This window comes from Paenibacillus sanguinis 2301083 = DSM 16941 (genome assembly GCF_000374825.1).
GTDB lineage: Bacteria > Bacillota > Bacilli > Paenibacillales > Paenibacillaceae > Fontibacillus > Fontibacillus sanguinis.
This window is the reverse complement of record NZ_KB895388.1, coordinates 1-13,158: the sequence shown is the minus strand read 5'-3', so window position 1 is coordinate 13,158 and position 13,158 is coordinate 1. Positions and strand designations below refer to the sequence as shown.

Sequence of the window (13,158 nt, the reverse complement as noted above, 5' to 3'; positions counted from 1 at the left end):
AAAATACGAGTCATATAGTAAAGGGACAGTGAATTCGGTGGAGCGGAGGCGAAGGGCATGGATAGTGTGGTGAGGGCCAATATGAAAATTTCCGATTTTCAGACGAAGGATGTCATTAATGTGGTAGATGGGAAGCGGCTTGGTCACATCAGCGATTTGGAGCTGGATTTGCGGCAAGGGGTGATCGAGGCTATTGTGGTCCCTGCAGGAGCCAAATTTATGGGATTGTTTGGCGGTGGCAGTGATTTAATCATTCCATGGAGAAACATTGTTAAAATTGGTTCTGATGTAGTGCTGGTGAAGATGGAGGAGGCAAGGGAGCCCAAAGGGGGGGCCTACGATACCACGGTATATATTGACCGGGATGGAAAGGCGGAACGGCGGGGGTAGAGGCGAAACTGGCCCGACTTTATGGTAAACTGTCCTTAAAGAGGTAGTTCAAAAAGTCGTCTTCCCAGGACGAAGCTGTTATCAATAAATCATAATTTCAATAATCTTGACCAGGAGATGGATGATGGAACCGTTTATTAGCAATCCTAATCAAAAGCAGCCGGAGCGGTTTGAACTTCGCTCCTGGAGCTTATTAATGCCTGAGCTGAGCGTAGGCTTTACCGGAAAGTCTGGCGGGGTCGGAGAGGTCCCTTATAATCAATTAAATCTTGCTTACCATGTAGGAGATAATCCTGTACATGTGCTGGAGAACCGGCGCCTTCTGGCCGAGGCGCTGGGCTTTGCGCCCGAGGCATGGACCTGCGGAGAACAGGTTCACGGGACGAACATTGCTGTGGTACGCTCCGGGGATGCTGGGCGGGGCTACCTGAGCCGTCAGGATGCTTTCCAGCAAACCGACGGACTCCTCACCGATGTTCCCGGCGTGCTGCTTACTTCCTTCTATGCCGATTGTGTTCCCCTATATTTTGCGGACCCTGTACAGCGGGTTGTCGGACTGGCTCATGCTGGTTGGAAAGGCACAGTAGCGGGGATGGCAAGTGCAATGGTGTCCAGAATGGAGCAGGAGTTTGGCAGTCGACCAGCGGATATTCGCGTGGCCCTAGGACCAAGCATTGGGGAATGCTGCTATGAAGTGGATGAGAAGGTCATGGCGCAGGCACGGCTAGCGCTGCCACCAGAAGAGGACGGAATAACGGAGTCGGAATGGTGCTCTCCCTCTGTTCATGAAGGAAAAACAATGCTGAACTTGAAAGAAATGAATCGAATCATTATGATTAAAGCAGGAATATTGCCGACTCATATCGAATGTACAACGTGGTGTACAAGCTGCCATCCTGAAATTTTCTTCTCATACCGCAAGCAAAATGGGGTGACAGGAAGGATGGCCAGCTGGATTGGCATGAAAGAGAGGTGATCCTTTCGTTGTCGCTGAAGGAACAGATTAAGCAGGTGGAAGAGCGAATTCAGGCGGCTTGCGAGCGCAGCGGACGAAGACGCGAGGACGTGCATATTGTAGCCGTTACCAAGTACGTGTCATCGGACTTAACCCGCGCGGTCCTGGAGGAAGGAATAACCCATATTGGAGAGAACCGCCCTCAGCACGCTGTGCCGAAGTGGGAAGCGCTTGGTGGACAGGGCGTATGGCATTTCATCGGCCATTTGCAGAGCAGAAAGGTCAAAGATGTCATCGGTAGATTTCAATATATTCATTCGCTAGACCGGATTTCTCTGGCGAGTGAGGTGGAGAAGCGGGCCAAGGGGTTGAATACTACAGTCTCGGCCTTTGTACAGGTTAATGTATCCGGAGAGGCTTCCAAGCAGGGAATTGCGCCGGAAGCTGCAGCGGATTTCTTGAGAGAAATGGCAGCTTATCCTCACATCAAGATCATTGGTCTCATGACGATGGCTCCGATTGAGGATGATCCGGAGCTGACGAGACCCGTGTTTCGCAGACTTCGCAAATTGCGTGACGAGTTGAACGATCTGAGTATCATGGATGAACCGCTAACCGAACTGTCAATGGGAATGTCAGGCGATTTTGAGGTAGCGATTGAGGAAGGGGCAACATGGGTGCGTCTAGGGACCATTTTAGTGGGGAAAGGGGAAGAGATGACATGGGAGTCATGAACCGGTTTATGAATTATCTGGGGCTGCAGGAAGAAGAGGAAGTTGTGGAGCGCGAGCGTTTCTCCGATGCTGAGGAAGATACGGAACTTGAAACCCCAAGCTTTGAATCCCGTAAAAATCAGAGAGGAAATAACGTTGTGAGCATTCACTCCCAGAAGAATGTGAAGGTTATTCTCTATGAGCCTCGTTCCTATGATGAGGCACAGGAAATTGCTGATCATTTGCGTTCGCACCGATCGGTTGTTGTCAATTTGCAACGGGTGCGCAATGATCAGGCTATGCGTATTATCGATTTTCTGAGTGGAACGATCTATGCGCTTAGCGGCAGTATTTCCAAGATAGGCGGAAATATCTTTCTATGTACGCCCGACACAGTTGAAATTGAAGGGTCAATTACGGAAATACTAACCGAGGATCCTGACTATAACAGAATGAGGTGAAGACTGCTTGATAGGGACTATCAATTCTATCGTACTAGTGCTTTACAATATCTACTTCTACATGATTTTAGTCTATATCCTGATGTCCTGGGTTCCGAACGCTCGCGAAAGTTTCATTGGCGAATTGCTTGGAAAGCTGGTTGAGCCTTATTTGGCTATATTCCGGCGCTTTATTCCTCCGATTATGGGAGCCATTGATATTTCCCCGATCGTGGCCTTGTTTGTGTTGCGCCTGGCTGTAGATGGGTTGCTGAGCGTGCTGTACTTTATCATCAGGTAACGTGAATTTGATGAGAACAGAACTATATGAGCATTTTAGTCCAGAAGAACGTCCCTTTGTTGACCGTGCATGGGAGTGGGTGGTCAATGCGGGGGAATACCATGAGGTCAAACGCAGCGATTTCCTTGATCCAAGACAGGGATACATCTTGGAATCCTTAGCCAATCGTCATCCGGATGTCGTTATTCGCCTGGATGGCGGCTATGAAGGTGCTGAACGATGCCGGGCATTGATAGCCCCTGATTATCGCGATCTTAGTGGAGAATCGATGGGAATGAAAGTGCTGGCAGTAACTTCGGGGGACCAAAAGTTCCAAACTCTTCAGCATGGTGATTATTTGGGTTCAATTTTGGGCTTGGGACTAAAGCGGGACAAAATTGGTGATATTCATGTGCTGGAGGATGGCTGCCATGTGGTGGTGGCGGAAGAGATTGCTTCATTTGTTCAGCTTCATCTTCGTCAGGTGCACCGTGTAGGGGTAATGACAGATATTCTGGAGCTAAACGAGCTAAGAAGGGTAGAGAAGGAGCTAGAGCCGCTGGACTTGACGGTGGCTTCCTTAAGGTTGGATGGCATTGCCAGCGACGTGTTCCGGCTCAGTCGCAACAAGGTACTGCTTCCAATCAAGGCGGGACGCTGCCGGGTGAACTGGCGTGTTGAGGAGGACCCCTCCAAGCCGCTTAAGGCAGGAGATATCGTCGCACTGCAAGGATTTGGTCGTTTTAAGGTGCTTGAGGTAGATGGATTGACCAAAAAAGGGAGACATCGTGTCAAAATCGGTAAATTTGTGTGATTGGCTTTGCAGGAGATGGTGAATTCTTGTCGAATAAGTATAGTTCAAACTATCTGTTGCCACATAGATATGGATAATGACCGCGTCTTCCCCTTGCGGGAGGTGCCCGAAAATTATAGGAGGTGGGGATCATGCCATTAACGCCGTTAGATATACATAACAAAGAGTTCTCCAGACGAATTCGCGGTTATGACGAAGATGAAGTCAATGAATTTCTTGATCAGGTCATTAAGGACTATGAAATTGTGATTCGTGAGAATAAAGAGCTTCATAATCAATTGCTGGCTGTACAGGAGAAGCTGGATCACTTTGCCACGATTGAAGAAACATTGAGCAAGACAATTATTGTGGCTCAGGAAGCTGCTGATGAGGTCAAGAATAATGCCAAGAAGGAAGCACAGCTTATTGTGAAGGAAGCGGAGAAGAATGCCGACCGGATCGTGAACGAGTCTCTAGCGAAGTCGCGCAAGGTGGCCCTGGAGGTTGAAGAGCTTAAGAAGCAGGCATCTATTTACAGAGCACGGTTCCGCACACTGGTAGAAGCTCAGCTTGATTTGCTTTCCAGCGACGGATGGGATACGCTGGATACCCGTGAGCATGCGGCAGATAAAGGTCGGGAAGTACCGGAGTTATACTAAGCTTGATAAGTAACATTAATAAATGCCATTTGCCCGCTTATCGAAGGAAGAGGCAAATGGTTTTTTGTTAGGATAGGGACTCATTGACATGCACGCACCAAATGCGTTATAACTATGTACATAATGTACTTGAATAGGTTAAACATTTGATGATGGGAACCAGTACACCGTGATTTTGTTCTCCAGAGAGTTGGCGATTTGCTGAAAGCCAATGTTCAAAGCGCGAGTGGAAGATCATCCCGGAGAAGCCAAGCTGAAATATCAAGTAAGCTTTGCCGGCTGTCGGCCGTTATCCCGACCCCATATGAAGCGTATGGGATCAAGGTGTCATGTTCGCTTGAAGCACATCCTCATTTTTATGAGGTGCTCTATACGTTCATGGAACAAGGGTGGTAACGCGAGCCAGGTCTCGTCCCTTTTGGGGCGGGGCTTTTTTTGTTTTTTCTATGTAAACAAGTGAAAGGAAGCGAAAACATGAAGAAAGTGGATGTCAAAGAACATGCGCGTACGCGCGACCTGCGGATTTTGGACAAATGGAATCGGGAGAACACGTTCAAGCGGAGCATTGAGAATCGAAAGGGCCGCCCTAACTTTGTATTTTATGATGGGCCGCCTACGGCCAACGGCTTGCCGCATATCGGTCATGTGCTGGGACGCGTTATCAAGGACTTTATAGGCCGCTACCAAACGATGAAGGGCTACCGGGTTGTTCGTAAAGCGGGCTGGGATACGCATGGCTTGCCGGTTGAGCTTGGGGTTGAGAAGGAACTGGGCATTTCCGGGAAGCAGGAGATTGAGAAATATGGCATTGAAGCCTTCGTCAAAAAGTGCAAGGACAGCGTGTTTGGCTACGAAAAGCAATGGCGTGAGTTCACCGAAGCAATTGCATATTGGGCAGATCTGGATGACCCTTATATTACCCTTAATAACAGCTACATTGAGAGCGTCTGGAACATCCTGGCGACGATTCATGATAAGGGCCTGCTATATCGCGGGCATCGGGTCAGCCCATATTGCCCATGTTGTCAAACGTCCCTAAGCTCCCATGAAGTTGCACAGGGCTACGAGGACGTGAAGGATCTCAGTGCTACCGCCAAGTTCAAGCTTCACGGTACAGGCGAATACGTATTGGCCTGGACAACAACCCCTTGGACATTGCCAGCTCACGTAGCGCTGGCGATGAATCCGGAGATGGAATATGCCAAGGTTCAGCAAGCGGATGGCGTGTACATCGTTGCCAAAAATTTGGTGGAGAAGGTGATGAAGGGCGACTATACGGTATTGTCGACTCATCTGGGAACCGAGTTTATTGGCAAAACCTACACTCCGCCGTTTGGCTACATCAAAGCCGACAAGATCAACGTCATCGTAGGCGCTTCGTTCGTTACGGATGCCAGCGGTACGGGGATCGTGCATATGGCGCCTGCTCATGGTGAGGATGACTATCGCGTCTGCCGCGAGAATGGCATCAGCTTCGTCAGTGTGGTGAACGGGCAAGGCCGATACACGGAAGAGGTGACCGACTTTGCCGGACGCTTCGTGAAGGATTGCGATCTGGATATTGTGAAGATGCTGTCGGAGCAAGGTCTTCTCTACAGCAAAGAGAAATACGAGCATAGCTACCCCTTCTGCTGGCGCTGCAAATCACCGCTGCTCTACTATGCGATGGAGAGCTGGTTTATTGAGACAACGGCAGTGAAGGATCAATTGATTGCCAACAACAATGCTGTAGAATGGTATCCGGAGCATGTGCGTGAAGGACGCTTCGGTAAATTTCTTCAAGAATTGGTCGATTGGAACATTAGCAGGAACCGTTATTGGGGGACTCCGCTTAATGTGTGGGTATGTTCGGATTGTGGAGAACAATTCGCCCCGCACAGCTTGCAGGAGCTTCGTGAACATGCCGTAGGCGAGGTCAGCGAGGACCTTGAACTGCATAAGCCTTATGTAGATGAAGTTAAAGTACATTGTCCGCATTGCGAGAGCGGCGTGATGACTCGTACAAGCGAAGTTATTGATGTGTGGTTCGATAGTGGGTCGATGCCGTTCGCACAGCATCACTATCCATTTGAGAATAAGGAGACCTTCGAGGAGCAATACCCGGCCGACATGATTTGCGAAGGAATCGATCAGACGCGCGGGTGGTTCTACAGCTTGCTCGCCATATCTACTTTATATACCGGCAAAGCACCGTACAAAGCGGTTATCGCCACAGGGCATGTGTTGGACGAAAATGGGCAAAAGATGTCCAAATCCAAAGGGAACGTGATCGATCCCTGGGATATCATCAACGAGTTTGGTACGGATGCATTCCGCTGGGCTTTATTGTCTGATAGTGCTCCATGGAACAGCAAGCGATTCTCGAAGGGAATCGTGGGCGAGGCCAAATCAAAGGTAATGGATACATTGGTCAATACCCATGCTTTCCTGACACTGTATGCGGGTATTGACGGCTACAAACCGGAGGAGCATCCTTATCGTCCATCCACCAATAAACTGGACCGTTGGATTCTTTCTCGGTTAAATAGTCTGATTCCTGTTATTGATAAAGGACTTGCGGTTAATGATTATGTAAATGCTGCACAAGCTATTGAAGGTTTCGTCGATGAATTGAGCAACTGGTATATCCGTCGTTCCCGGGACCGTTTCTGGGGCAGCGGCCTGGGTGAGGATAAGGTATCGGCTTATCAAACACTCATTCATGTATTGCTCACTGTCTCGAAGCTGATTGCTCCGTTTGCGCCGATGATCGCCGAGGATATCTTTACGAACCTCAGGGGTGGGGAGAGCGTGCATTTTGCGGATTATCCGCAGCCGGATGAGGCCTTGATCGATTTGGAGCTGGAGCAGGATATGGAAAGTGCGCGGCAAATTGTCGAGCTTGCTCGTAATGTACGCAACGAAAGCGGCATTAAGACACGCCAGCCTTTGTCCAACTTGATTGTCTCCATGGATCGTCATTTTGCGGTTGAGGAATATGAGGAAATTATCAAGGAAGAAATTAATGTCAAAGTCATCGATATCGAGCATAGCGACAGCGGCTTTGTTGATTTCACCTTGAAGCTCAATTTGAAGGTGGCTGGCAAAAAGTATGGCAAAAATGTTGGATTTTTGCAGGGCTATCTGAAGGGACTTGCGGCTGAGCAGACTCGGGCGATTGTGGATCAGGGGCAATTCTCCATTGTATCTCCGGAAGGTGAGGAGTTAACAGTAACGGCAGAAGAACTGCTGATCGAAAAGCAAGCCAAACCGGGCTTTGCTTCAGCTTCGGGCTATGGATTGACGGTGGCGCTCAACACGGATATCACTCCTGAATTAGAGCAAGAGGGCTGGGTTCGCGAAGTGGTGCGCGCCGTGCAGGATACTCGCAAGAAGCTTGACTTGGCCATAGAGAAGCGCGTTCGGCTTACCCTGGATGTAGATGATGAGTTGAAGGAAGCTATCCAAGCCTTTGAACATGTATTGCGGGAAAATGTATTGGTGAATGAGCTGACGTTCGGGGAGGCGGAAGGAAAACCGGAAACGGCTGATCTTGGCCAGAAATCGATCCGGCTGTGGATTGATTGATGCTTAGCCTGTAACGACGTGCTGCTGGGCTGCATGGGTCTGTTTCAGATGGAACATAATAGATAGAGGTTGTTCAAAAGTCGTCTTTTGATCACGAAATAACACACACTAGAAGTAACACGCACTAACGTGCTATAAGTGTGCAAATGAGCCTGGGTAAATCTCTGCATAGCAGAAATCCCGGCTCGTTTGCGCTAATAAAGAGAAAATCTTGCGGCCATAATGGGGAGGGGAGCTAATGACTCGCAGTCAACAAACACCTATCGAACCACCAGCCGAATACCCGGAAAATCCTGAAGAGCAAATGAATGCGATATACCGCCTGACGTTAAAATGGACCCGACAATTGGAGAAATCGCGAATTGTTGAATATACCGAACTGCTGAATCGGCCCTGGCGTCTTATTTGGCTGAACCTGTTATCCGGTACAGCCCGGGGCGTAGGCATTGCCATTGGATTCACCTTTTTTGCGGCCACAATTATTTACATGCTCCAGATTCTAGGCGCACTTAATTTACCCATTATTGGTGATTACATTGCTGATATTGTGCGTATTGTGCAAAGACAGCTTGAGCTTGATTATTAGTGAAGGATTATTCCAATGAGTCTTCGCTTTCCAAGTGTTCTTCCTCATTCATATACTGGCGATAAGCGTGATTACGATAAAAGCAGGCATGCTGACCATAAATATCGGTGGCAACAAAGCTCTCATAAGGCTCTACGAACCCCTCTAACTCAGTGGGGCTTTCGTTCTCAAGCTCATTGTAATCCGCCATATCCGAGCTTTCGATGATGGCGGGAACGCCAGATGTGCCAAAGCGCTCCAGGGCCTGCCAGGTATCTTCACCATCAAAGCCATTTTGGTCATCCCGATCATCCAGGTTCGTTCGTCCAAATGAAGGAGCCAAAACAGTCTCCTCCACTGGACGGCTGGCGGAAACTGAGGTTTGCGGACTATGTTCCAGGCAATATGCCGTTTCAGGGATAGCTTCGAGACGTTCAAATTTGATGGGGCTACCACAGACAGTACAAGTACCGTAGTCTCCATTCGCGATTCGCTGCAGGGCATTCTCGATTCGGGCAAGGTGCAATTGCTGGTGTTCGGCCAAAGCCAGATCCTTGCCGCGTTCGTACACTTCGGAGCCAAGGTCGGCAGGATGGTTATCAATGACGCTTAGTTCATCCGTTTGATCGCGCAGGGAGCTTTCCAATCCATAACTTTTGTCTTCCCGCTCTTGATGTATGAGGGATTCGCGGGCTTGGGTCAGCTTTGCGGCCAGCTGTTCCAGTTGAGTTGCTGTTAAATGAGTCATAGCTTGCTGCTCCTTTCCTTATGTCTACGCCTATTTTGCGCAAAATTAAGACGAAATACCTAAGGAAAAACCTTTCGTGCATGGACGGGCCAATTCCCGCTGTGCTACAATAAACAAGGCTTGAACGTGGAACATCCTGCCGCTTCAGGCGGACAGGAAATGAAAAACGAGGTGACTTGCCGCGTGGTATATTTCTTGATTGCATTGATTGTGTTTCTGATTGATCAGGGAACAAAATACTTGATCGCAACCCGTTTGACCATCGGAGAGCAAATTCCGGTCATCGGGGATTTCTTTCTGATTACGTCCCATCGGAACCGAGGTGCTGCATTTGGCATTTTGCAAGATCAGCGTTGGTTTTTTATCGTAATAACCACTGTAGTTGTGATCGGAATTATTTGGTATTTGCAAAAAGTGAAGAAGCAGCCTAACAAGCTGCTGCCCACGGCGCTATCTCTCGTGTTGGGGGGGGCCATCGGCAATTTCCTGGATCGGGCGATAAGCGGCGAAGTGGTGGATTTTCTCCAGTTCAATTTCGGCAGCTATACCTTTCCGATCTTCAATGTGGCGGACTCCTGTATTGTGGTGGGCGTAGCCTTGATTATACTGGATTCGTTGATGGAAATTCGCCGAGAGAAGCAAATTGCGGCGGCACAGCAAGATCATGAGGAGAAGGTATGAATTCAAGTAAGCCATATGAAGCAGAAGCAGATGAGCAGCTGGAATGGGTAGCTAGTCCTACTGATGCTAAGGAACGAATTGATAAATATGTAAAGCAGCAATTGGGCGAAGAGGTATCCCGCAGTCAAATTCAATTATGGATTGAGGCGGGAAATCTCATGGTTAACGGAGCTTCTGTGAAAACTAATTATAAGCTGAGTCCAGGAGATATTATCTGCTTGACGGTGCCCGAACCTGAAGCAGTAGAGATTGTACCGGAGGATATACCACTGGATATTTACTATGAAGATCGGGATGTAATCGTAGTCAACAAGCAGCGGGGCATGGTTGTGCATCCCGCACCAGGACATGCCTCCGGGACTTTGGTGAACGCGCTGATGTTCCATTGCCGTGATTTGTCTGGGATCAACGGGGAGTTGCGCCCGGGAATCGTGCACCGGATCGACAAGGATACCTCGGGGTTGATTATGGCCGCCAAGAACGATAAAGCTCACGCTTCACTGGCGGCTCAATTAAAGGCGCATTCCGTGACGAGAAAATACTTCGCACTGGTGCATGGCCATGTGAGCCATGATCAGGGCACGGTGGATGCGCCGATTGGACGAGACCCGCATGACCGTAAGATGTATACCGTGATTGAGCGGAACAGCAAGCCCGCGATTACCCACTTCCAGGTTGTTGAACGCTTGGGGGATTATACCTTGCTGGAGCTGAAGCTGGAGACTGGCCGCACCCATCAAATTCGCGTGCATATGAAGTTTATCGGCCATCCGCTGGTGGGAGACCCATTGTATGGGCGAAGCAAGGGCATCAAGATGAATGGCCAGGCGCTGCATGCCGCGGTGCTGGGATTTGAACATCCCGAGGACGCACGGTATCTGGAGTATTCAGCTCCTATTCCAGAGGATATGGCAGCTTTATTAGTATCACTTAGAAATCGTTAATATAGCTTCTGAATGTGCATCTCCAGGAGACAGCCTAATCAAATAGTACAAACGATCAGGTGATTAATCCATTCAATATTAGTTCTGCTTCCTGCATATTTATATTGCGCAGATTTTTTATGATATGAAGGAGTGGAACTCTGAGATGAGTACGTTGAACGGGCAAGAAACTTACATTCAGCAGCAATTTGCCGAACGGATTGGCGGATCGAATTATGGCAAAGATACCGCTATTTATAAATTTGAGAAGATTAAACGGGCTAAGGCCGCGGCAAAAAAGGATTTTCCAGACGTTGAATTAATTGATATGGGCGTTGGTGAGCCTGACGATATGGCCGATGCCGGCATTGTGGCAAAATTGGCTGAAGAAGCGGCCAAACCGGAGAATCGCGGCTACGCTGATAATGGTATTCCGGAATTTAAGGAAGCTGCCGCCACTTATTTGCACAAGGTATTTGGCGTAGAAGGCATTGATCCGGTCACAGAGGTTGTGCATTCCATCGGTTCAAAGCCGGCAATCGCGATGCTTCCATCCTGCTTTATCAACCCGGGAGATATAACAATTATGACGGTTCCCGGGTATCCGGTCATCGGTACCCATACGAAGTATTTGGGGGGCGAGGTGTACACGGTTCCGTTGACAGAAGAAAATCACTTTCTCCCAGATCTGGATGCAATTCCGGCAGAGATTGCCTTGAAAGCTAAGCTGCTGTACCTGAATTATCCCAACAATCCCACAGGAGCAAGCGCTACGCCGGAATTCTTCGCCAAAGTAGTTGATTGGGCAAAGAAATATCATGTTATCGTTGTGCATGATGCTCCGTATTCAGCGTTAACCTATGACGGAGTAAAACCGCTTAGCTTTTTGTCTGTGCCCGGAGCGAAGGATGTGGGTGTCGAGCTTCATTCCTTGTCCAAGTCGTATAATATGACTGGCTGGAGAATTGGCTTTGTGGCGGGGAATCCGTTGGTCGTCAAGGCCTTTAGCGATGTCAAGGACAACAACGATTCCGGTCAATTCATTGCCATTCAAAAGGCAGGTGCCTACGGGCTTGAGCATCCGGAGATTACGGAGAAGATCGCCGCTAAATATTCCCGCCGGCATGAATTGCTTGTTGCTGCATTAAATGACTTGGGATTTACGGCCACGAAGCCCAAAGGCTCATTTTTCTTGTACGTAAAGATTCCAAGTGGTGTAGAGGGCGGTCCTGTGTTTGCCACGGCTGAGGACTTCTCTCAATATTTAATTCGTGAGAAATTAATCTCTACGGTGCCATGGGATGATGCCGGACATTATGTGCGCTTTTCTGTTACCTTTGTTGCGCATGGAGAAGAAGAGGAACGTCGTGTTATTTCGGAAATTAAACGCAGATTGGGCGAAGTGAAATTTACCTTTTAAGTGCGATTTTCAAGAAGTCAGGTTTACAGGACCGAGGCTTATGCTTCCGATGTGCGTTTTCTCAAAACGCTTTAGGTTGAATGAAGCTAGGGACGTAAGTAGCGGAGCTACACGTTTTCGCAGAAAACGACTTCGGAAGCAGGGGTACGTGAGCAACTGAAATGTCTCTGCAAGAAATATACTACAGAAGCAAACGCTTGGCCCGGGTGAATTCAAGATTCGATGTCGAATCTACTCCTTGGAACAGCTACGTCCTGGGATGACGACTTTTTGAACAACCTCTCTAAGTGTTAATGTTAAGCAGCTTGAGCTGTCTTCAAGGTTCTTGTTAAGACCTGAGGATAGCTCTTTTTTTGTTTAAGGGTTGTTTAAAAAGGCATTTTCTGATGACGAAATGATTCTGTTAGTGAAATGAGATAGGAAAGGTTGTTAATTCAGTCGGCCAAGCTCATTCTGTCCTAAAAATACTGTTGAATAAATATAACTTAAAACGTATAATTATTAGTGTTAAGTGAATTTATGATACTTACAGCTTACGGATATTTTCCGGCCAGGCGTCTTGACAGGCTAACCTCGTTCTGTCATAATTCATGTAAATCATAAGCACCTTTAATTCAGTCCCGTGAGGCTGGCAAGGTAACGTGAATGGGGAAATGGGGTAAACTACGCTCATATGCAGCGATTCTGCCCAAGACCCACATGACAGTCATGGAATTACTATGACTGAGGACTCCTTGCCTGAATCAGGCAAGGAGTCTTTTTTATGGTACGCCCAGCATGGGCGTCATCTCTAGGGTGAAAGTCCCGAGCGGGGGCTGGCAAGCGCCTACCGTTAGCCAAGGGCAAGGGTGTCCACCGTGAGGTGGAATCTGAAGGAAGCCGGAGGCAAAAGCACGGCCTGAGGTACACGAATCCAATTGGAGGCGGTCGCAGTCGGATGAGTCACCAATACATGACGAAATCCAAAGCTGCCAAGGGCTGTAGCCGTAGACTTGGGCAGGCACGGGCGGAAAGATGGCGTTCT

Annotated in this window: 14 protein-coding genes and 1 other annotated feature; of the genes, 12 read left to right on the top strand and 2 right to left on the bottom strand. The window is 48.5% G+C overall.

Annotation, left to right across the window (positions count from 1 at the left end):
* The first annotated feature begins 57 nt into the window (after positions 1–57).
* From C557_RS0117760 to C557_RS0117720, 9 genes are all read left to right on the top strand, one after another.
* Positions 58–390 carry a YlmC/YmxH family sporulation protein gene (locus tag C557_RS0117760; protein ID WP_018753229.1) on the top strand — a complete coding sequence of 111 codons (333 nt, stop codon included), beginning with the start codon at positions 58–60 and terminating at the stop codon, positions 388–390.
* Positions 391–514: 124 nt separating this feature from the next.
* Positions 515–1,366: a peptidoglycan editing factor PgeF gene (gene pgeF / locus C557_RS0117755; protein WP_018753228.1), complete on the top strand. Its 852-nt coding sequence runs from the start codon at positions 515–517 to the stop codon at positions 1,364–1,366.
* An 8-nt stretch (positions 1,367–1,374) separates the two neighbouring features.
* Positions 1,375–2,079 (top strand): YggS family pyridoxal phosphate-dependent enzyme, encoded by a 705-nt coding sequence (locus C557_RS0117750; protein ID WP_018753227.1) that lies wholly within the window; start codon positions 1,375–1,377, stop codon positions 2,077–2,079.
* Complete coding sequence (locus tag C557_RS0117745) at positions 2,067–2,519, top strand: cell division protein SepF (RefSeq protein WP_018753226.1); 453 nt, start codon at positions 2,067–2,069, stop codon at positions 2,517–2,519. Before C557_RS0117750 ends, C557_RS0117745 begins: the two co-directional genes overlap by 13 nt.
* Before the next feature lie 7 nt (positions 2,520–2,526).
* Positions 2,527–2,799 (top strand): YggT family protein, encoded by a 273-nt coding sequence (locus C557_RS0117740; protein WP_018753225.1) that lies wholly within the window; start codon positions 2,527–2,529, stop codon positions 2,797–2,799.
* Positions 2,800–2,809: 10 nt separating this feature from the next.
* Entirely contained in the window at positions 2,810–3,592 is a 783-nt protein-coding gene (locus tag C557_RS0117735; protein ID WP_018753224.1) for a YlmH family RNA-binding protein, read from the top strand.
* 131 nt (positions 3,593–3,723) lie between these two features.
* Positions 3,724–4,230, top strand: coding sequence for a DivIVA domain-containing protein (locus tag C557_RS0117730; RefSeq protein WP_018753223.1), 507 nt, complete (start codon positions 3,724–3,726; stop codon positions 4,228–4,230).
* Between the two features lie 140 nt (positions 4,231–4,370).
* Positions 4,371–4,650 (top strand) — a binding site (T-box leader).
* Positions 4,651–4,704: 54 nt separating this feature from the next.
* Positions 4,705–7,797: an isoleucine--tRNA ligase gene (gene ileS / locus C557_RS0117725; RefSeq protein WP_018753222.1), complete on the top strand. Its 3,093-nt coding sequence runs from the start codon at positions 4,705–4,707 to the stop codon at positions 7,795–7,797.
* 304 nt (positions 7,798–8,101) lie between these two features.
* The gene (locus tag C557_RS0117720; protein ID WP_420805401.1) at positions 8,102–8,383 is read left to right on the top strand and encodes a DUF5665 domain-containing protein; all 282 of its coding nucleotides are present in this window, start codon (positions 8,102–8,104) and stop codon (positions 8,381–8,383) included.
* 7 nt (positions 8,384–8,390) lie between these two features.
* Here C557_RS0117720 and C557_RS0117715 read toward each other — a convergent pair whose 3' ends face one another.
* Positions 8,391–9,110 (bottom strand): TraR/DksA C4-type zinc finger protein, encoded by a 720-nt coding sequence (locus tag C557_RS0117715; RefSeq protein ID WP_018753220.1) that lies wholly within the window; start codon positions 9,108–9,110, stop codon positions 8,391–8,393.
* 183 nt (positions 9,111–9,293) lie between these two features.
* Here C557_RS0117715 and lspA point away from each other — a divergent pair, with 183 nt between their 5' ends.
* From lspA to C557_RS0117700, 3 genes are all read left to right on the top strand, one after another.
* The gene (lspA, locus tag C557_RS0117710; RefSeq protein WP_040677280.1) at positions 9,294–9,791 is read left to right on the top strand and encodes a signal peptidase II; all 498 of its coding nucleotides are present in this window, start codon (positions 9,294–9,296) and stop codon (positions 9,789–9,791) included.
* Positions 9,788–10,735: an RluA family pseudouridine synthase gene (locus C557_RS0117705; RefSeq protein ID WP_018753218.1), complete on the top strand. Its 948-nt coding sequence runs from the start codon at positions 9,788–9,790 to the stop codon at positions 10,733–10,735. The genes lspA and C557_RS0117705 overlap by 4 nt, the downstream gene beginning before the upstream one ends.
* 145 nt (positions 10,736–10,880) lie before the next feature.
* Positions 10,881–12,134, top strand: coding sequence for an LL-diaminopimelate aminotransferase (locus C557_RS0117700; RefSeq protein ID WP_018753217.1), 1,254 nt, complete (start codon positions 10,881–10,883; stop codon positions 12,132–12,134).
* Between the two features lie 832 nt (positions 12,135–12,966).
* Here C557_RS0117700 and C557_RS25285 read toward each other — a convergent pair.
* On the bottom strand, positions 12,967–13,158 hold a 192-nt coding region (locus C557_RS25285), incomplete at its 5' end, for a hypothetical protein (RefSeq protein ID WP_476703793.1).